Below are 18,964 nucleotides of genomic sequence, written 5' to 3'. Positions count from 1 at the left end.
TGCGCGGAGCGGCGCGGGTGGTGGATCCGGTCACCCGCTACCAGGGCTTCCCTGGCCGCCGAGGATGCGGCGACGGGGCAATTGCTGGCCGCGCTGAACCTGACGGCCAACTGAGACAGCAGGAGGAACGGGCGGATGACCGCATTGAACCAGGGGGCGCTTGGCCCCTACGGGCTGCAAGGCAAGGTCGCGGTGATCACCGGCGGCAGCAGCGGCATCGGCGCGGCCTCCGCCCGCCGGCTAGCCGAACTCGGCGCGACCATCGCCATTGGCTACAATAGCGGGCGCGACAGGGCGGAGGCACTGGCGGCGGAACTGCCCGGCGGCGGTCACATCCCGCTGTACCTGCCGATGGCGGACAGCGACGCGATCCGTGCCGCGGCGGCGGAGGTGGAGGCGAAGCTCGGCCGGGCCGATGTTCTGGTCAATTCCGCCGGCACCACGCGTGCCGTGCCGCATGCGGATCTGGAGGCGCTGGATGACGAGACCTTCGACCGCATCCTGATCACCAACGTCCGCGGCCCCTATTCCACCATCCGCGCCTTCGCCCCGCTGCTGCGGCGCGGCGGCGACGCGGTGATCGTCAACATCTCCTCCCTCGCCGGGGTGAACGGGCTCGGCAGCAGCATCGCCTACTGCGCCTCCAAGGCGGCGCTGGACACGATGGGCCTGTCGCTGGCGCGCGTGCTGGGGCCGGAGATCCGCGTCATCGGCGTCTCGCCCGCCGCGGTGGATACCGGCTTCGTGCCGGGCCGCAGCCGCGATGCGGTGCTGAAGCAGGCCGAGCTGACCCCCCTGAAGATCGTGTGCCAGGCCGATGACGTGGCGCTCGCCGTGGTCGCGGCGGTGACGCATCTGCGGCTGACCACAGGCACCTCGTTGCTGGTGGATAGCGGTCGGCACCTGTAACCGCGGCCGCAGCGTGGGGTGCGGCGGCTGGCATGCACCCTGCCGGCCACGGCGCCGGAGGCGATCACACCCGTACCGTCGGCTTCTTGCTTCCAAGGAAAATGCGGTCCTTGCTCCCGCGCACCAAAACCCGGGAGGCTAGGGATGGCAGACCGGTCTACCCCTCCCGCACCGCACTGCCGCACGTCTCATCGGTGCGCTGGCACGCTGTCCGAGCTGCCTACCTCGTCGCTCTGGCGGCCGGCGCCACTTCCACAGCCGCGACTGAGGCCGCCCGCCGCTCAGCCCTCCCGGAGTTTCCGGCGCTACCCATGACCAATTTGCGCCAGGCACTTCATGCCCTTGTCCGGACGCCCTTCGTGACCGCTGGGCCGTGGCGTCTTGGCCATCGGGCGGGGCAGGCGGTCACCTCCGGCTCACACTGCAGCCTGACCTGTACTGGCACGCCGAATGGCTCGGCAGCCGCTACGCCGGGCCCTGCATCGTCAGTGGCTTCGACGAGGACGGCGCGTGCGGGCTCGCGGCGCGGCATCTCCTCGATGCGGGACCGTTGCCCTACGGCGGTGACCCGTGGCGTCGACGACCAGTGCTTCGACCAGTTGCCCTTCGACGATTGCGGAGGCATCAAATCAGATCGCCACCAGTACCGGCGTACCCAGACGAGTATGCTGAACATGAGATGAAGCACGGAGGCTCACGCGTTACGTCAGGCCAGCCAGGCTCCATCTTGCGCGACAAGCCGGCCGGCGTGGAAGACACTGCGCCGTGGCGGGTGGCCGCCGATGGCCTCCGGCACATTCTCCACCGGGAGGCTGAACAGGTTCGCGGGACTGCCCTCGAAAATGCCGTAGGGGGCGATGCCCAGCGCCGCGGCTCCCTGGGCAGAGACCATGTCGAACAGCTCCTCGAGCAAGGGATCGGTCCGCAGATCCTCGCGCCAGCCGATGATGGCGGCGCGTTCCAGCATGTCCGCGTTGCCATAGGGGCTCCAGGTATCTCGCACATCGTCGTTGCCGCAGAACACGCGCACCCCGGCGCGCCGCAGCAGCATCAGCGGCGGCAAGGTGGCACCGCCCGCGCCGTGCGTGACGAGGGAAACGCCCGCCTCCGCCATCAGCGCGGCTGCCGCCTTCTGCTGGGCTTCGCCGATGCCACCGAGGCAGAAGCCGTGGCTGATGGTGACGCGGCCCTGCATGCCGCACGCCTTGGTCCGCGCGCAGATTTCCTGCAGGCTGAACAAGCCGAGCTGCCCTGGCTCGTGCAGGTGGATGTCGATGCCGACGCCACGCTTCGCGGCGATGGCGAAGATGCCGTCGAGTTGGCCTGAAGGGTTGCGATCCACCTCGCAGGGGTCGATGCCGCCAACCAGGTCAGCTCCTTCTCGGATCGCGGCATCCAGCAGCTCAAGCATCGGCGCGCCGCCCTGGCGCATGACCCCTGCCTGCGGGAAGGCGACGACCTGTACCGTCACGGCATGGGCATGGGTCTGCTTGGCCGCCAGCACGCCCTGAAGCGCCGCCAGGCCAAAGGCGGGGGTGATGTCGGCATGGGTGCGGATGTGCCCGGTGCCATGGGCGACGCAGCGACGGACCAGCTCCCCGGCGCGCTCGCCAGTTGGCAGTGGCAGGCTCGGCAGCAGGCGCTGGTCGGTGTCGATGCGGCTCTGCCGGAACGGCTCCGCCGCGTGCGGCTGCCAGGGCAGGCCGAACAGGGTTTTGTCCAGGTGCATATGCCCATCGACCAGCGCTGGCAGGAGCAGGTCTCCGCCGAGGTCCATCACCTGCGTGTCCGCCGGGCCCGGCGCGTCGGGCGGCAGGATGGCTGCGATGCAGCCGTCCGCAATGGCAATGCGCGGCCTGCTGCCATCGGCAAGGCGGAAATTGGTCAGCACCAGTTCGGCCATGGCGTCACCTTCAGTGAGGAGGGCCCGAGGGCGACCCCGGGCGGTGTGGCATCGACCCGCTAGGCGCCGAGAGCAACCAGGGCCTGGCTGACGGCATGGGCCACCCGGTTGCGCGCCCGACGCGCGGAGACCGTGTGCAGATGCGCCTCCTCCGTCCCCGGCGCGGACGCCGCAAGGTCCCGCAGGGGCTGCAATACGGGCCAGGGCTGGTGCGGCAGGGCGCTGTCATGCACGAAGCGGTCGCCGCTGGTGTAGTCCATCGGCACAAGGGCGCGGGAGACGCGCATCAGCGTCGCATCCGGGAAGGGTCCGCCCGCGGCACGCCGTTCCAGCTGCCGTGCTGCCTCGATCAGCCCCGCCAGGTCGAGGCGCGTACCTAGCCTCGCTGCGATCGCCTCCAGCTCGGCCCGCAGCGCCGCGGCATGGCGCGCATAGTCGAGGGGCAGGTGCTGGTCGGTCAGCAGGCGCGACATGGCATGGGCTACGATCCGCGTATCCCGCATCAGCTTTTCCGGATCGACCTTGTCGATCGTGTCGTGCGGCGTGTGCCACCACCAGCCGAGCGCATTCCGCATGCCGCCAGCCGAGGCAGGCTGGCCGCTGAGCGTGCCGAACATGGCCGGCACGCCGATGCCCCAGAAGGACTGGTCGCCGGACCGCCCGCTGCGCTTGCCCTTGTAGTCCTGCCCCGCATGGCTGGAGATCGCCTCCGCCGCAAGCGACCAGAGCTCGGTGGCTGAGCCGGTCTGCGTGACATCCACCGCATCCCTGCCGCCGGTGCTGTCCACGTTCACATGCGCGACGCAGCGGGCCTCGAGCTCGGCCCAATGCTCATCTGCATACCAGGAGGAACCGGAATAGCGGCCATGCGAATGTCCCGACCAGAAGCAAACGCGCAGGGAGCGCTTCCAGGATTCCCGGTGTTCCGCACAGGCACGTGCCGTCTCCATCATCGTGGCGTTGGCCGCGCCATTGTCCATCACGCCGTAGTACCAGGTGTCGTGATGGCCGGAGAGCAAAACGAAGGGCGCATCCGCGGCGCCGGGTGCGTCCATGTCGCAGACCAGGATCGGCGTTTGGCGCCAGCCGGTGTCCACCTGCGCATGGATCGTCGCCATTTGCAGCGGCGCGAGCCTGCCGCGCAGCGCGGCGCCATCCGCGTTGTTGATCGTGACGGCCGTGGTGACCGCCATGTTCCCGACCGTCTCCTGTGAGGGACTGCCCCAGACGGGCGAGATGCACATCTCATAGAGGTGCTCGTTCGGGCTGACATGGATGCTGCCGAGCACGCCGGCTTTGGCCGCACGCATGGCAACGGCCGGGCTGGCGATGCCATCGGCAAGGATGATCTTTCCGCGCAGATCGCGATCTCGGAACTGCGCCTCCGTCGCATCGCCGACATCCACGATCTCCGCCGTCAGGCCATCCGGCGCGGTGGAGCGGGACATGGAATGCGTGATGCAGGGTATTTCATTCCCGTCGACCAGCAGGCGGGCAGGGCCAGGCAGGCTGATGAAGGCCGGATGGTGCAGCAGGGTCGTGCGGAAACCATACTCCCCCATGCGCCGCTGAAGGTAGGCGAAGCTCTCCGCCTCCTCCGGTGTCCCGCTCAGCTTCACGCGCCGGGCGAATTCCTCGAGATGTTCCTGCATTTCCTCGCCACGCAATGTCGCGGCGATCATGCTGGCAAGATCGGCCATCGCCTCAGTCTACCTTGATGTTGGCGTTGCGGATCACCCGCGTCCAGCGCTCGATCTCGACGCCAAGCAGGCTGGCATAGTGCTGCGGCCCCTCTCCCACCGGCGTGAAGCCGAGCCCTTCGAGGCGCGGCGCAACGGCAGGATCGCGCATGCCCGCGATGAAGGCCTCCGTCAGCTTGTCAACAATGCCCCGCGGCGTCCGGGCGGGTACGAGCACGCCCCAGTGCCCGGAGGCCTCCAGGCCCTCCAGCCCGGCCTCGGAGAAAGTCGGCACATCCGGCAGGGCCCGGTTTCGTGTGGAGCCGGAGACGGCGAGCGCGCGCAGGCGTCCGGCATCGACATGCGGCTTCGCGGCACTGACGCCGTTGAACATCACCGGCACGTGGCCCGCCACCACGTCATTCGTCGCCGGCCCCGTGCCTCGGTAGGGCACATGGGTCATGTCGATGCCCGCGACCATCTTGAGCAGCTCCCCGGCAAGGTGCGGGCTAGTGCCGTTGCCGCCCGAGGCGTAGTTCAGCGCGCCGGGGCGGGCGCGTGCCAGGGCCAGGAACTCCTGCAGGGTGTTCACATTCAGTGACGGATGCACCAGCAGCACCGTGGAGCCTGAGGCGAGCAGGCAGATGGGGATGAAGTCCCGCAAGGGATCGTAGGGCAGGCGCGGCATCAGCCCGGGATTGATGGAGAAGCTGGAATCGACCAGTAGGATCGTCTGGCCATCGGGTTCGGCCCGCGCCACGACCTCCGTCCCAATCACGCCGCCGCCACCCGGCCGGGTGTCGATCACCAGCGTCTGACCGAGCACGCGCCCGACGCCGATCTCGATGATGCGCGCGAGGTTGTCCGTGCCGCCGCCGGGCCCGAAGGGAATGACGACGCGGACGGGGCGTGTGGGATAGGTTGTCTGCGCCTGCGCCACGAAGGGGGCCAGGATGGCGGCTGACAGCAATGCGCGGCGGCCGGGACGGGGCATGGTCGAGGCGTTCCTTTCAGGAGCCGGGATCACGAGCGCATGGCAGGATCGTGCCCGGCGCCGAAATTGCACCAGAGGCCGGCCATGAAGGTCAGCCCCTCGCGCAGCAGGGGTTCCAGCGCGTGTTCATCCGGCGCATGCTGATTGCTTCCAGAATGCCCGTATCCCTTGGGACTGGCATCAGGCGTCCAGCCCGGCACCAGAATCCGCCTCTCGTGCGAGATCATGGAACCGAGCGCGTGGACCGGCGGCACACCGGGTTCCGCAAGCACGCGCCCCAATGGCCGCCTTCTATTGGACGGCCGATGGACGACAAGAACCAAGCGCCCAGCTTGCACTGAGGATGCAATCAGCGCTGAACCACGAATTGCCGAGCCTGCTCATCGTAGTCGCCATAGCCAAGTGACTCGCGCAGCTCCTTCGGCGAGAGAGAGTTCTTGGCCTCCGACTCACCCGCTGCAATTGCCGCCAGGCCGGCCTTGATGCTCGAAATTACCGGGGAGAGCATGCCGGTGGGAAAGGTGCCGATCTTCAGGCCAAGTTCCGCCGCACGTTTCTGCGTCGGCGTCTCACGTGGGGCTCCCGGCGAGAGCACCGCGAAGTGAGGCCGCCCCTTCGACGCAGCAACAGCGCGCCGCACCTCCTCCTCATCCTTGGGACTGTCCAGGAAGAGGATATCAGCGCCCTCCTCGACATACATCTCGATCCGGGCCACCGCTTCCTCAATCCCAGCTGTGGGCCGGCAATCCGTGCGCGCCATCACCAGAATGCCGCTGTCCTTGGACGCTTCCACCGCGGCGCGGATCTTCATCCGAACTTCGTCTCGCGGCATGCAGGGCTTTCCGTCTGCGGTCAGTGCGCGCGGCGTGATCTTGTCCTCAATCAGCACGGCGGCGGCACCAGCGCGGCCGTAAGCACGAACCGTGCGCTGCACGTTCATTGGGTTCCCATAGCCGTGGTCGCCATCTGCCAAGACCAGCAACTCGGGTGCCGCGCCGCGGACCATCTCCAGACTGTTCAGCATCTCTGCGAAAGAGATCAGGTCGAGGTCGGGCCCGCCCAGCCGGCTGGCCGCCACGCAGGAGCCGGAGAGGAAAGCAGTCTTGAACCCGGCGGCATGGGTCAGCTTGGCTGTCAGTCCGTCCCACACGGCCGGCATCGCCACGAATCCAGGCTCGGCAAGCAGGGCACGCATTCTCTCGGGTGGCGTCACGGCTTTCATCTCCAACAAGGTCCGGAAATCAGTCGCGCCAGGGCTTCCGCTCCCAGAGTGCGCGCAGTCGCGCATCCTCCTCCAGGAACAGCCTTTCCTGGTCAGCAGCGCTCATGGCACGGCGCGGCAGGTTGAGGCGCTCGGCTTCTGCAATCCACTTCGGGTCAGCGTTTGCGCCGGCGATGGCGGCGCGCAGCGGTTCGCTGATCTCCGAAGGAAGGTTCGGTGGTGCGACGAGGCCGCGGGTGGAGCCGCCGAGGACGGCGAACCCCTGATCGCGAAAGGTCGGTACGGCGCCGGTTGCCGCCCAGCGCTCAGGACCACCCTGCGCCAGTGCGCGGATCGTGCCGTCACGCATCAGCCCCAAGCCCTCGCTCATATTGAAGGAGCCGGCATCGATGCTTCCTGAGAGCAAGTTGGTGATGATCGGCGGTGTTCCGTTGAAAGGGACGTGCAAATACTCCGTGCCCGTCGCCTCCTGCAGCGAGAGCTGCAGCAGGTGGTCATCGCTGCCGATCCCGGCCGTGCCGATGGAAATCTGCCCTGGGCGCGCGCGAGCGGCGGCGACGAGATCTGCGACGCCGCGGAACGGGCTGTTCGCCCGGACCCAAAGGCCGCAGGGATCCTCGATGACATTGCCGAGGAATGTGAAATCCCGCACCTTGTAACGAACCTGCCGTTCGATCGGCAGTGTGATGGAGTTGGGAGCCTGCGCCGCACCGATGGTGAACCCGTCGGGCGCCGCCTGCGCAATGCCCTCGAATGCCTGCTGGCCGCCCGCTGCCGGGCGGTTGATGACGACGAGGTTTGCGCCGGGCAGCCGGCGCTGGACGAAGGGCAAGATGGCGCGGGTCAACATATCCATCCCGCCGCCTGCCGGACCTGGTACTAAAACCTGGATGGGCCGGTCGGCTGGCCAGGCGGCAAGCGCCAGCCGCGGCAGGCCCAGAGCCGCGGCCGTGGCCGCACCAAAAAGCTGTCGCCGCTGCATGGCCAGGCCCTCCCTCGACGCGAGGATCGTAAGCCGATGGGTCTGCGGCGCAAGGTCCCGGCGCGAGAAGTCGGGGCGCTGCCGTAGGCCTGACGGTGTGGGTGCCGCTGGCATGCCGCCACCGGCTGGGCAGGGAGGTCGTTGTGACGCCGTTGACCGACGGGCTCCCGGTAATGGCGGGTGCTGACCCGACACTGGTGATGGCGTCGCCATGAGGGTCCGGTACCAGCGGATGCTGGATGGGAGAACGTTGACCGGATCGGCGAGATCGCGAAGGCCGAACGTGTCAGGCATTAAGTCTCGTCACTCGGTTGCGACTGACGCTGCTGGCGACGGAGATCGTGGGGGCGATCCTCAACCAGCGCCGCCCCGCAACCTGCTCGCTCCGGCGCAGCCGGTGCTACCTCTCTCGCTCGTCAGTTGAGAACGGGCAACGCCAGAACCACTCTGGTCCAGAAGATCATTCCCGCCGACTCAGGAAGCGGGCCAGCGCCATCAGGACTGCCCCGGCGCCGATGATCCCGTAGGTTTCCGGGTTGGATTTGGCCATGTTGATGGCCGCCATTGGCAGCCACAGCAGCGTGTCCCAGCCGAAGACGAGGGCCGCCAAGCCGAGCATCACGAGCAGACTGCCTACGGACCACAGGACCTTCGGCATAATCATGACTTTCCTGTCGCAGGCCAGGTATCAATCACTCAAGCAGCAGCGGCCATCGCCCAGCGCATGAGCACACGGCAGCCCGCCTCAAAATCTTCCATCAGCATCGCCTCGCTGGGGTTGTGGCTGCCATTCTGGCTGCGCACGAACAACATGCCAGCAGGAATCCCAGCAGCAGCGAAGCTCTGCGCGTCGTGTCCGCCGCCGCTCGGCAGCCGGCGATACGGAACGCCGGCATCCTCTGCCGCGCCTGCCAGGGCATCCACCAGCGCCGGGTCCATCGGCACAGGCGCACGTCCTTGCTCCGGGCCCAGGTCGAACCGCACACCACGTCGCGCTTCGATCTCCGCGACCAGCGCGTGCAACTCCTCGTAGAAGCGATCCAGTGCCACCTGCTGGCCGCTTCGCACATCGAGCTTGAAGTACAATTCGCCCGGCACCTTGCCGAAGCCGGCTTGCGGGCCGGTTTCGAACACGCAGAACGTGACCACCAGTTCCAGGCCTTCCTCCTCCTCCAGCCGGATCCATGCTTTTTCCAACCGGTGCGCGAGTTCCGCCGCCGCGAGCACCGCATCGCGCCGATGCCGCCGCGGCGTGGCGCCGGAATGGTTGTACTCGCCAATCACGCGCGCGAAGCGGTGCCGACGGTTTCCAGGAAGGCCGAACACCACACCGACCGGGCAGCTCTCCTCCTCCAGGACCCGCGCCTGTTCGATATGCAGTTCGACGTAGGCTGACACGTTGTGCGGACCCAACTCACGGTGCCCGGCGCGGCACCAATCGGGATCGAAGCCGGCTTCGCGCATTGCCTGTTCCAGCGTGATGCTGCCGTCCATTCGCGGTGTGGCCAGGGCCTCCGGCTCCATCAATCCCAGCGCCGCACGGCTGCCGGGAAAGGGTGTTGGAAACCAGGCACCGCCTTCCTCGGACCGGATCGCCATCACCTCAATGGCGCGGCGTGGCGTGACGCCTGCGTTGCGCAAGCCGGCTGCCACGGCGAGCCCGGCCAGCACGCCCGCCGTGCCGTCGTAATCGCCACCCTGCGCCACCGAATCGAGGTGGCTGCCTATGACGATGCGCTTGGCAGTCGGATCGCTGCCCGGCAAGGTGAGATAAAGATTGCCGGCAGGATCAACGCGGCTGACCAACCCCGCCTTTTCGGCAACCTCCCGCACGATGTCATGCGCTGTTTGTTCGCCAGGCCCATAGCCTTCCCGGGTCACGCCACCGCGTGGGTCGCGTGTCGCTTCATGGATGCGGGTGAACAAGGCTGCCGCGAGGCCGACATCCGGCGCTGGCTGGTTCGAGAACATGGCAGGCGATTCCAAGGTATCTCGCACCACCTCAATCCAGCTTCGCGCCGGACGCCTGGACGATGTTCTGCCAGCGCGGCGTATCGTCACGGATCAGTCGCGCCAAAGCATCCGGAGACTCACTCAGCACGGTGCGAAAGCCGAGCGGCCTCAACCGTTCAGTCAGATCCGATTGCGTGGCGGCGATGCGGATGGCTTCCGCCAGCCGGGCGATGACCGGCGCCGGCGTACCAGCAGGGGCCATCACCGCGTTCCAGGTATCTACGTCCAATTCGCCCAGGCCAAGATCGGCGAATTCACCCATGCCCGGCACGTCCGGCACGAAGAACTGGCGGGATTTGGTGCTGACGGCCAACGCCTTTACCGCGCCGCGCTCAAGCAGTGGCATCAAAGCTGGCGGCGAATCGAACATCATGTCGATCCGCCCCGCCACGAGGTCGTTGATAGCTGGCCCGCCACCTCGATACGGTACATGCAGAATCCGCACCCCGGCCGCTTGGTTGACGGCGGCGATGGTGAGGTGGCTTGAGGTTCCGACGCCCGAGGACGCCATGCTCACCTCATCCGGATGGGCCTTGGCCCAGGCGATCAGCGCGCGGAAGTCGGTCCAGCCCCGTCGCGCGGCGGATTCCGCGTTGACGACACAGAGCCGCGCGCCGTCCGTGATCTGCGTGACAGGCGCCAGCTCGGTTTTGGGGTTGAACGGCAGGCGCGTGTAGAGGAACTCAGCCGCGCAGAGCACGGCGACACCGACAATGCCGATGGTGGTTCCATCTGGGAGCGCCTTCGCGACAGCATCGCTGCCGATCATTCCGCCGGCTCCACTGCGATTTTCGATGACGACGGACTGGCCGAGCACCGGGCTCAGCCGGTCCGCCAGCAGCCGGCCCAGGATGTCGATGGCGCCCCCTGGTGGGAACGGCACGATGAGCCGCACCGGTCGCCCTCCCGCAATGGGTTGCGCCTCCGCCCCGGTAACCATGGCGCCTGCCAGCATGCTGCTCGCCATAAAAGCGCGACGACCCTGGTTACCGATCATCGATGATGCCCCCTGAATCTGGTCCCGCAACGCTATAGGCCGGTGACGCGACTGCCAACCAAGCGCGACTACAATCTGCAGTGGAACCGGCAGTGCGACAAACAGGATAGCGGCATTACGAATTCTACTGCGACAGCCTGCGATGATCGTCGATACCTGTCCAAATTGGCGCCTACAGGCGACTGGCTCCACGCGGGTTGCTCTACCTCCATTTGGACGACGGCCGCCTTGACCTCTGGCGCCAGCCGACCGGGATGGGGGATGCGCGACATCCGCCGCGCCACCCGCACGCACCACTTGGCCGCGGGCAAGATCCGTATCGACCTCGGCGAACGCGGCTGTTGACGAGCGCAGATGAGGTATCCGGCCCATCCGTCTCGTGGGCGTAGTCGCTCCTGCCGGTCCGGCGGACGCTGCGCCAGGTAGCGGGACGGCAGCAACGTTCTAATTGCGGTACGAACTCTAACCAAGCGGCGACCTCGATGCCCTGGCCGCTCGGCCCTCGCGGCAGCGCTCGCTCTCGGCACGCCATGCCAAGGCGCGGCGGGGTGACCTGGTGGTCGCCGCACCGGTCGGCTTCGTCAAGGCTGGCGACCGGCTGGAGAAGGATCCGGATCGGCGCGTGCAGGCGGCCATCCGGCTGGTGTTCGACAAGCTGGCCGAGCTCGGCAGCGCCCGCCAGACGCTGCTGTGGTTCCACGAGCACGGTCTGGAGCCGCCCGCACGGCGGCGCGATGGAACCCTGCTCTGGCCCCGGCTTTGCTACGGCAGCATCCACCGCATGATCAACAACCCGGCCTACGGCAACGCCCAAGCCCATGGCAGGACGGGTACGGCAGTGCCGCCAAGCACGGCGACGCCCTTCTCGCTGGCTTGCTGCGCTGCCGCCGCTGCGGTCGTAAGCTGACGGTGCGCTAAACTTGGGCGGACCACGCCATCCCACGCTACAGCTGCTGCCGCGGCCACCTCGACAACGGTGAGCTGCGCTGCATCGCGTTCGGCGGGCTGCGGGTCGACGATGCGATCGAGGCTGAACTGCGCAAGGTGCTCAAGCCGGCCGCGGAACCGCGTTGTCGCTGCTGTGCGACGCGGAACTGCACCTGGCGCACCACTATGAGGAAGGTAACCGAATCGCGCGGGCCCTCGGCGACAAGTCGGTGATGGTGATGCGGGGCCATGGCGCTACGGTGGTTGGCCCCAACGTGCATGACGCCTTCGACGAGTGCTTCATCGCCTGGCGCACCGCCATGTATCGGATGACGGCGATGAGCACGGGGCAGCCGCTGCACACCCTGCCGGACCGGCTGCGCCGCACGCATCTGGGGCGGTGGGGCGAGAAGATCGATGCCCGCTTGCACCTTGATGCCTGGCGGCGGTATTGGATCGAGAGGAGCCTGACTGCGCCAATTAGGCGGCCTTACGGCATGAAGCGGACGTCTCGTTGAGCCGTAGTCAGCCGCCACGCGCCTTCCGTCTGGTCAGCACTCCACGACATTCACGGCCAGACCGCCGAGCGACGTTTCCTTGTACTTGTGGGACATGTCGAGGCCAGTCTGACGCATTGTCGCGATAGCCTGATCGAGGCTGACGCGGTGCGTTCCGTCGCCGTGCAGGGCCAGTCGTGCGGCGTTGATCGCCTTCACCGATGCGATGGCATTGCGCTCGATGCAGGGCACCTGGACAAGCCCGGCGACGGGATCGCAAGTCAGGCCAAGGTTGTGCTCCAGCCCGATCTCCGCCGCATTCTCGACCTGAGCATTGGTTCCGCCGAGTGCTGCGGCGAGGCCGGCGGCAGCCATGGCGCAGGCAGACCCAACCTCGCCCTGACAACCCATCTCAGCGCCGGAAAGGGAGGCGTTGCGCTTGATAAGTGCGCCTATGGCCGAGGCGGCGAGGAAGAAGGTCTCGATCCCTTCGCCGGATGCGCCGGGGACAAAGCGGTCGTAGTAGTGCAGCACCGCCGGCACGATACCGGCGGCACCGTTCGTCGGCGCGGTGACGACACGGCCACCGGCAGCGTTCTCCTCGTTCACCGCGAGCGCCCAGAGATTGACCCAGTCCATCGCACCTAAAGGGTCCGGATCGTTGATGCCGGCGCGCGCGTGCAGCCGGCGGAGCAACGCCGGGGCACGGCGACGGACGCGCAGGCCACCCGGAAGTTCGCCTTCAGCGATCAGGCCGCGCGCGGCGCAGGCGCGCATGGCGGCCCAGAGGCGTGCGATACCGGCGCTGATGTCGCGGGCGGGATACGCGGCCGCCTCGTTGGCGCGAGCCACTGCCGCGATGGTCAGGCCTGATCGTTGCGCGACGTCGAGCAGCCCGGCCGCGTCGGTAAATGGGTAGGGGATCGGGGCAGGTCCGCCGCCTTCGGCAGAGAGGGGCCGACCCGCTTCGTTCACAACGAAGCCGCCGCCCACTGAGTAGTAGGTACGGGTCACCGCACCGGTCTCGCCCATTGAGGAGAAGCGGAGCCCGTTTGGATGCAGAGGCAGCGTCTCGCGCGAACGGAAGATAATGTCTGTTCCGGGGTCGAAGGCAATGCATCGTCCCCCGGGCAGCGTGAGACGGTGCCGCGTCCTGATGTCGGCTGCGATGGTCGCAGCCTCGTCGGGGTCCAGTGTGTCGGGGCAGGCCCCGGTGAGGCCGAGCATGACGGCAACGTCGGTCGAGTGGCCGCGGCCGGTCAGCGCGAGGGAGCCGAACAGTTCGACGGACACGCCTTTGGTATCGAGGTCCACCTCCGCCGCGAAAGCCGAGGCGGCGATCATGGGACCGACCGTGTGGGAGCTTGAGGGGCCGATGCCGACCCGAAAAAGGTCGAATGGGCCGATCCAGGGGGCAGGGCCAGAGGGTTCGCTCATTGGTACCTTTCTACTTCCCTTGGCCCGCTACGTCAGTGCCCTGACGATCTTGCATTATTTGACCCGCGCATGTCGTCGCAGAGGAGGTCACCGGGCGCCACCGGTGCGGAGCGTCCTTGCGCTGGCGGTCGTGTAGGCTTTCTGACCCAGAAGCCGTGCGGGATGGCTTACCAGAGTGGGACCTACGATGCCCATAGCCGTCATCGCTCGCGAGCGCGCACGCCGGCGGCCTTACGCGCTGATGGCGACACCTGGTGCCACGCGCGAGGGGCCCGAGCCGGTCGGCAGCCGCAGCAACGACAGCGTCCAGGTCGCCTCTGGATCCCGGACCCGCCTCCGGCCTGCGACGCAGCGCATGAGGCGCGGGTGCGGGAGGTGCTTTCGCACTTGTCCGGAACCAAGGCACCGGACCCGGACCCGAGCCGCCTGGTGCCGGACCTCGCGGCGCAGTGCGAGGCGATGATCAAGGTCGCGCCGCCTGTCGTGCCCTCCGTCATGGGCCCGTTCCCGCCGGAGGTGGTGGCGCGGCCGAAGGCGTGCGGCATCGCCCGGCTGTGTAACGCCACGGCGGTCGCCCAGGCCGGAGGTCACCGCGGCAGCTTCGAGGATGCGGTCCAGATCCCTGTCATCGCGATTGCTGGCAGGCGGGTTCCGATATCTGCCACGTTGGAAAAGTTGGAGGAGGATGCCGTACCGGAGGATGGGAACCAAGCAGACAGCGTCACGGCGTCGTCCCAGCGGGCGCCGCTGCTCACATCAACGACAAGGGTCGGGCGGTGCCGCCTGGAGGCCGTCGTCCCGGCAGCAGGCTGGTCGCCAGAAGCCTTGCTGCGCTGTGGAGCAGACCGCAAGATGCAGCGCAGCGAGAATAAGTCGCCTAAAGCGACCGCGCGGAGGAACGCACCCATGACGTCGAATGCGCTTGGACGACGCGCCTTGCTTTTGTTCGCAGCGGCGCTGCCAGCGTCGCATGCGATAGCGCAGGCCGCCTGGCCGAGGTCGGGCGTCCGCTTCATCTTTCCATTCACGCCAGGATCGGCCGTGGACGTTGTGGCACGGCTGGTCGCGCAGGATCTCACTGATCGGCTGGGGCAGCCATTCATCGTGGAGAACCGCACCGGCGCGGGCGGCAGCATTGGCACGGAGGTCGCGGCGCGCGCCCGCCCGGATGGCGAGACCTTCCTGGTCGGCTCGCCCGGCAACATGGCCATCGGTCCCGCAATGATGCGGAACCTGTCCTACGATGTGGGGCGCGACTTCGTGGCCGTGTCCCACTTAGTGACGTTCCCGCAGGTGCTGGTGGTTTCCCCGAGCCTGCCGGTCCGGAATCTCGCAGAACTCGTCGCCTACTCCAAGGCCAATACAGGACGCTTGAACTATGCTTCCTCTGGAGTCGGTGCGACCAACCACCTGGCGATGGAAATGCTGCGCGCCGCCACCGGGCTGGCCGCGACGCACGTACCCTATCGCGGAGGTCTGGTGACGCTGCAGGCCATCCTGTCGAACGACGTGCAGATGTGCATCGAGGGAATTCTGACGCTACCGCCATTCCTTGCTGACAACCGCTTGCGTGCCATTGCGGTGACCGGCGCCGAGCGATCGGCGCTCATGCCCGATGTTCCGACAGTGGCCGAGACGGTGCCGGGCTTCGACGCAGGCGCCTGGGTGATGCTGTTCGCGCCTGCGGGTACACCGGCGTCGATCATCGAGAAGCTGTCGTCGGAGGTACGGATGTCGCTCGCAAAACCCGCAATCCGCGAGCGCCTGGCAGAACTCGGCGCCACCGTTACCGGCACAACGGCGGAGCAGGCCGCGACCATACATCGGCAGGAGCTGGAAAAGTGGCGTCGCGCGGTGGAAGCCTCAGGCGCCGTGGCCGGCTGAGTGGTATCTCCCCCTTTTCCTCGGCTGTTCAGTCCCTTCGATCTGGCAGGTCGGCGCCTTCGCAACCGCATCGGCTACGGCTCCATGACCACGCGCATGCCACGCAATGGCGCGGTGACGGAGACGCTGGTCGCGCATCTGTCGGCCCGTGCGGCGGGCGGCGCGGGCCTGATCGTGACGGAGGCGCTGGCCGCCTGCCGCTCCGCCGCCGTACCGGCCCGCGTGGCGGCTTGCGACGAGGCGCAGATGTCCGGGCTATCGCGCCTGGCTGAGGCCGTGGAGCGTCAGGGAGCGGCGCTGGTCGGGCAGCTCTGGCACGCAGGCAACGCGCATCGCGATGCGCGGGCGTTGAATGCGGTGGGACCCTCCGCCGTGGTCGACGCCGCATCCTGGACGGTGCCGCGCGCGCTGACCTCCGGCGAGGTGGAGGGACTGGTCGAGGAATATGCGGAGAGTGCCGCACGACTGCAGCGCGCTGGCTTCTCGGGTGTCGAGATCTCCGCTGCGCATGGCTTTCTGCCGCTGCAGTTCCTCTCGCCGGTGACGAACCTGCGGCAGGATCGTTGGGGCGGCGACGCCACGGGGCGCAGCGCCTTCGTGCGCGCGATCCTTGCCGCCGTGCGCGCCCGCTGCGGCACCGGCTTCATTATCGGGCTGAAGCTACCGGCGGATGACGGGGTGCCGGGATCAATCGGTCCAGACGAGGCGGCTTGCCTTGTCACCGCGATCGTCGCCGGGGTGCGGCCGGACTTCCTATGCTTCAGCCAGGGCAGCCACGGCCCGAGCCTGTGGATGCACGCGCCGGACATGCACGAGCCCCCCATGCCGTTCCGCAGCGCGTGGGTACCGCTCCGCGCAGCGGCAGGCGGGGTGCCCATCGCGGCAATCGGCCGGATCGCCATGCCCGCGATGGCGGAGGCCCTGCTGGAAGCCGGCGAAGCCGAGCTGGTAATGCTGGCGCGTCCGCTGCTGGCAGATCCGGCCTGGCCGGCGAAGGCACGGGCTGGGACGGTCGACGAGATTCGCCCCTGCATCTATTGCAACGCCTGCTGGAACGAGATCGACAAGGCCGGCATCATCGGCTGCAGCGTCAATCCGCGTGCCGGCACTGTGGCCGATGCCGCCCCCCCTCCACCGCGAGTGGCGGCACCGCGCCATGTCGTAGTGGTAGGCAGTGGAGTGGCCGGGATGCAGGCGGCGGCGGTTGCGGCGGAACGGGGGCATCGCGTCACCTTGTTGAGTCGTGACGCCCAGCCCGGTGGTGCTGCTCGCCTGCACGCGATGCTGCCAGGCTGCGGCGATATCGGGCGCTTTCTCGGCTACCTTGATCGTCGCGTCTCGGCGGCTGCGGTTGCGCGCCAGGTCGGCGAAACCCTGGCCGACATTCTTGCAGTGGCGCCTGATGCGGTCATCCTGGCCACCGGCTCGACCATGGTGCTGCCGCGGGAAGCGCCTGCCGGCACGGAGGACCTGCGCAGCACCGTCGCGGCGCTACTCGCTGCGGGCAGGCCCCGCAGCGGTCTCGCCGTGCTGTTTGACCACGACCACACGGCTGCGACCTACGCCGCGGCGGAGCTGCTGCTGGCGCATTTCGAGCGGCTTCTGCTGTTGACGCCGCGGGATGCCATCGCGCGCGATGTTCCGGCCATCTATGCGCAGGGCGTGCACCGCCGGCTCGCGGCCTTCGGTGACAGGGTGGAGATCCTGATTCATCGGGAACCGGTGGCACTGGAGGGAGATTCGCTGCGCGTCCGCCACCTGCTGACCGGCACCGAGGCGCGGGTGCGAGGCGTGACGCTGCTCACCCATGCAACGCCACGCCGCCCCCGCGACGGACTGGAGGCCGATTTGGTCGCAGGTGGTGTGAAGGTGATGCGCGCGGGGGATGCCGTGGCACCCCGCCTTATGATGTCCGCGGTGCGCGATGGGCAAAGGGTTGGCGAGGAGGTCTGATCGTCAGCGACGGTTGATGCTCAGACCTCCCGCAGGCCAGAATGGACCGGTCCATGATACCGCCGCAGTTCCCTAATCCGGCTGACTGGCGGTTGGGCATAGGCGCCGTGGCGGCTGGCGTCGCGGTCGCCCATCAGGCCGCACAGCTTCACGGCACTCTGGCCGCAGCCCTTCTTGAAGGGCGCCTTGGGCGAACTTGATCGCGGAATAGACGCGGAGCCAGCGAAGAGCTGATGGCCTGCGGCCGACGAGAGATCGGTAACTTGGCCCGAGAGGGCGCAATTCAAAGATGTCGGCGCTGGTACTGCTCGTCGGTAACCTGCTCCATCCAGGTCACGGGGGAGCCATCGAGCTTTTCCTGGATGGCGATGTGCGACATGGCCGTGGTCGGCGCCGCGCCATGCCAGTGCTTCTCCCCCGGCGGGAACCAGACAACGTCGCCCGGCCGGATTTCCTCGACCACCCCGCCTTCGCGCGCCACCCAGCCGAGGCCGGCGGTGACGATCAGCGTCTGCCCGAGCGGATGCGTGTGCCAGGCAGTCCGCGCGCCCGGCTCGAAGGTGACGTGGGCGCCAGCGACCCGGGCCGGGTCGGGCGCCTCGAAAAGGGGATCGACGCGGACCACGCCGGTGAACCATTCGGCCGGTCCCTTGCCCGACGGGCGCGATCCTGCGCGCATGATGTCCATGACCTGAGTCCTCCATGATGTGGCGCTGATGTCGAGTTCATCGCCGGAATATCCTCGGCCCGATCTGGCATGCTGTTAAGAGCCGCGATGGGGCGCTGCCAACCTGCCACGCCCGGACAGAGCCGCGGTGCTGTCCGGCTTCAGACCATATGCGGCCGGAAGAAAGACGCCAGCTTCCCGATCGGGATTAGGTCCACCCGATCGTACAGGTCAACGTGCCCGGCGCCGGTGATGTAGTGATGTTCCTTCGGCTAGGCCGCACCCCGGCAGGCGTCCTCGCTGAAACCCCGGGAGTGCGCCTGATCCCCGGTGATGAAGAGCACCGGACGCGGGGAGATCGTCTCGATTTCGTTGAAGGGGTAGAAGTTCCTGAACCTGACGCCGCTGGTCAGCGTCGGATGCGTCGTGCGCAGGGTCGATTGGCCGGGCGGCGTGTATTCCCCACGCGGCGTACGGTCGACGTCGTAGAACCACCGCTGGAAGGAAGGTGGGTCCGCCGTCAGCGCGTGCACCGTCCCGCCGGTGTAGTGCGTTTCGCCGCCCCTAAACTGCGCGTCGCGCTGCTTGGCAGCCTGCGCGATGATCTGCTTGCGCTGCTCCACCGTTTGCAATGTGTTGAGCGCATCGCAGGTGGCCGTGCCCATGTCATGCATGCTGATGGTTGCAATGGCGCGTATGCGCGGGTCGGCGCTCACTACGAAGCTGCCACAGACGCCGATCGCGCCGATCCGGTTCCGGTCGAAGAAGTGGCGGGTGCCGAGGAAGTCACTGCGGCGCCGAAGGCCTTCGTTTAGGCATCCGGCGCTACCCGGTTGACTGGCGGAAGGGCCGACCGCCTCGACCCGCACCGGCAGGACCTGTCCCTCGGCCTCACATCGC

General features: G+C 67.8%; 17 protein-coding genes. 5 read left to right on the top strand and 12 right to left on the bottom strand.

The window, feature by feature from the left end; genetic code table 11:
- Window positions 1-135: 135 nt before the first annotated feature.
- A complete protein-coding gene (locus ACLF3G_RS28050; RefSeq protein WP_430672678.1) occupies window positions 136-909 on the top strand; it encodes an SDR family NAD(P)-dependent oxidoreductase in 774 nt (257 codons plus the stop codon).
- A gap of 706 nt (window positions 910-1,615) precedes the next feature.
- Here ACLF3G_RS28050 and ACLF3G_RS28045 read toward each other — a convergent pair.
- From ACLF3G_RS28045 to ACLF3G_RS28005, 9 genes are all read right to left on the bottom strand, one after another.
- On the bottom strand, window positions 1,616-2,812 hold the full coding sequence (locus ACLF3G_RS28045; RefSeq protein WP_430672677.1) for an amidohydrolase: 1,197 nt from the start codon (window positions 2,810-2,812) through the stop codon (window positions 1,616-1,618).
- A gap of 59 nt (window positions 2,813-2,871) precedes the next feature.
- Window positions 2,872-4,512, bottom strand: a complete 1,641-nt coding sequence (locus ACLF3G_RS28040) for a M28 family peptidase (protein WP_430672676.1) — start codon at window positions 4,510-4,512, stop codon at window positions 2,872-2,874.
- Window positions 4,513-4,516: 4 nt separating this feature from the next.
- A complete protein-coding gene (locus ACLF3G_RS28035) occupies window positions 4,517-5,485 on the bottom strand; it encodes a Bug family tripartite tricarboxylate transporter substrate binding protein (protein WP_430672675.1) in 969 nt (322 codons plus the stop codon).
- A gap of 29 nt (window positions 5,486-5,514) precedes the next feature.
- The gene (locus tag ACLF3G_RS28030; protein WP_430672674.1) at window positions 5,515-5,712 is read right to left on the bottom strand and encodes a hypothetical protein; all 198 of its coding nucleotides are present in this window, start codon (window positions 5,710-5,712) and stop codon (window positions 5,515-5,517) included.
- Between the two features lie 122 nt (window positions 5,713-5,834).
- Window positions 5,835-6,680: an isocitrate lyase/PEP mutase family protein gene (locus ACLF3G_RS28025; RefSeq protein ID WP_430672673.1), complete on the bottom strand. Its 846-nt coding sequence runs from the start codon at window positions 6,678-6,680 to the stop codon at window positions 5,835-5,837.
- 46 nt (window positions 6,681-6,726) lie between these two features.
- Window positions 6,727-7,689 (bottom strand): tripartite tricarboxylate transporter substrate binding protein, encoded by a 963-nt coding sequence (locus ACLF3G_RS28020; RefSeq protein ID WP_430672672.1) that lies wholly within the window; start codon window positions 7,687-7,689, stop codon window positions 6,727-6,729.
- 460 nt (window positions 7,690-8,149) lie between these two features.
- Window positions 8,150-8,347: a hypothetical protein gene (locus tag ACLF3G_RS28015; protein WP_430672686.1), complete on the bottom strand. Its 198-nt coding sequence runs from the start codon at window positions 8,345-8,347 to the stop codon at window positions 8,150-8,152.
- Window positions 8,348-8,385: 38 nt separating this feature from the next.
- Window positions 8,386-9,615, bottom strand: coding sequence for a Zn-dependent hydrolase (locus ACLF3G_RS28010; RefSeq protein ID WP_430672671.1), 1,230 nt, complete (start codon window positions 9,613-9,615; stop codon window positions 8,386-8,388).
- Between the two features lie 76 nt (window positions 9,616-9,691).
- Window positions 9,692-10,699 carry a Bug family tripartite tricarboxylate transporter substrate binding protein gene (locus tag ACLF3G_RS28005; RefSeq protein ID WP_430672670.1) on the bottom strand — a complete coding sequence of 336 codons (1,008 nt, stop codon included), beginning with the start codon at window positions 10,697-10,699 and terminating at the stop codon, window positions 9,692-9,694.
- Window positions 10,700-11,255: 556 nt separating this feature from the next.
- Here ACLF3G_RS28005 and ACLF3G_RS28000 point away from each other — a divergent pair.
- Together ACLF3G_RS28000 and ACLF3G_RS27995 are read left to right on the top strand one after the other, a co-directional pair.
- Window positions 11,256-11,606, top strand: a complete 351-nt coding sequence (locus ACLF3G_RS28000; protein WP_430672669.1) for a recombinase family protein — start codon at window positions 11,256-11,258, stop codon at window positions 11,604-11,606.
- Window positions 11,607-11,769: 163 nt separating this feature from the next.
- Window positions 11,770-12,144, top strand: coding sequence for a class II aldolase/adducin family protein (locus ACLF3G_RS27995; RefSeq protein ID WP_430672668.1), 375 nt, complete (start codon window positions 11,770-11,772; stop codon window positions 12,142-12,144).
- Between the two features lie 33 nt (window positions 12,145-12,177).
- On the opposite strand, the gene ACLF3G_RS27990 is transcribed toward ACLF3G_RS27995, so the two are convergent.
- Window positions 12,178-13,560, bottom strand: coding sequence for an L-serine ammonia-lyase (locus tag ACLF3G_RS27990; protein ID WP_430672667.1), 1,383 nt, complete (start codon window positions 13,558-13,560; stop codon window positions 12,178-12,180).
- A gap of 387 nt (window positions 13,561-13,947) precedes the next feature.
- Here ACLF3G_RS27990 and ACLF3G_RS27985 point away from each other — a divergent pair, with 387 nt between their 5' ends.
- Together ACLF3G_RS27985 and ACLF3G_RS27980 are read left to right on the top strand one after the other, a co-directional pair.
- A complete protein-coding gene (locus tag ACLF3G_RS27985) occupies window positions 13,948-15,444 on the top strand; it encodes a tripartite tricarboxylate transporter substrate-binding protein (protein WP_430672666.1) in 1,497 nt (498 codons plus the stop codon).
- The gene (locus tag ACLF3G_RS27980; protein WP_430672665.1) at window positions 15,445-17,397 is read left to right on the top strand and encodes an NAD(P)-binding protein; all 1,953 of its coding nucleotides are present in this window, start codon (window positions 15,445-15,447) and stop codon (window positions 17,395-17,397) included.
- A 283-nt stretch (window positions 17,398-17,680) separates the two neighbouring features.
- Here ACLF3G_RS27980 and ACLF3G_RS27975 read toward each other — a convergent pair whose 3' ends face one another.
- Both ACLF3G_RS27975 and ACLF3G_RS27970 read right to left on the bottom strand, forming a co-directional pair.
- Window positions 17,681-18,085: a (R)-mandelonitrile lyase gene (locus tag ACLF3G_RS27975; RefSeq protein ID WP_430672664.1), complete on the bottom strand. Its 405-nt coding sequence runs from the start codon at window positions 18,083-18,085 to the stop codon at window positions 17,681-17,683.
- A 251-nt stretch (window positions 18,086-18,336) separates the two neighbouring features.
- A partial coding sequence (locus tag ACLF3G_RS27970; RefSeq protein ID WP_430672663.1) for an alpha/beta hydrolase occupies window positions 18,337-18,964 on the bottom strand: 628 nt, incomplete at its 5' end.

The sequence above is a fragment of the Falsiroseomonas sp. HC035 genome, from assembly GCF_050563525.1.
In the GTDB taxonomy this organism is placed as follows: Bacteria; Pseudomonadota; Alphaproteobacteria; order Acetobacterales; family Acetobacteraceae; genus Falsiroseomonas.
The sequence above is the reverse complement of the archived record's forward strand: the minus strand, read 5'-3'. Positions and strand labels throughout refer to the sequence as shown.

What these genes read in the sequence shown, in the direction of transcription:
- ACLF3G_RS28015 (WP_430672686.1), bottom strand. Translation starts at nt 8,347, where the DNA reads ATGCCGAAGGTCCTGTGGTCCGTAGGCAGTCTGCTCGTGATGCTCGGC.
- ACLF3G_RS28030 (WP_430672674.1), bottom strand. Translation starts at nt 5,712, where the DNA reads ATGATCTCGCACGAGAGGCGGATTCTGGTGCCGGGCTGGACGCCTGAT.
- ACLF3G_RS28050 (WP_430672678.1), top strand. Translation starts at nt 136, where the DNA reads ATGACCGCATTGAACCAGGGGGCGCTTGGCCCCTACGGGCTGCAAGGC.
- ACLF3G_RS28045 (WP_430672677.1), bottom strand. Translation starts at nt 2,812, where the DNA reads ATGGCCGAACTGGTGCTGACCAATTTCCGCCTTGCCGATGGCAGCAGG.
- ACLF3G_RS28040 (WP_430672676.1), bottom strand. Translation starts at nt 4,512, where the DNA reads ATGGCCGATCTTGCCAGCATGATCGCCGCGACATTGCGTGGCGAGGAA.
- ACLF3G_RS28035 (WP_430672675.1), bottom strand. Translation starts at nt 5,485, where the DNA reads ATGCCCCGTCCCGGCCGCCGCGCATTGCTGTCAGCCGCCATCCTGGCC.
- ACLF3G_RS28005 (WP_430672670.1), bottom strand. Translation starts at nt 10,699, where the DNA reads ATGATCGGTAACCAGGGTCGTCGCGCTTTTATGGCGAGCAGCATGCTG.
- ACLF3G_RS28025 (WP_430672673.1), bottom strand. Translation starts at nt 6,680, where the DNA reads ATGCGTGCCCTGCTTGCCGAGCCTGGATTCGTGGCGATGCCGGCCGTG.
- ACLF3G_RS27990 (WP_430672667.1), bottom strand. Translation starts at nt 13,560, where the DNA reads ATGAGCGAACCCTCTGGCCCTGCCCCCTGGATCGGCCCATTCGACCTT.
- ACLF3G_RS28020 (WP_430672672.1), bottom strand. Translation starts at nt 7,689, where the DNA reads ATGCAGCGGCGACAGCTTTTTGGTGCGGCCACGGCCGCGGCTCTGGGC.
- ACLF3G_RS27975 (WP_430672664.1), bottom strand. Translation starts at nt 18,085, where the DNA reads ATGGACATCATGCGCGCAGGATCGCGCCCGTCGGGCAAGGGACCGGCC.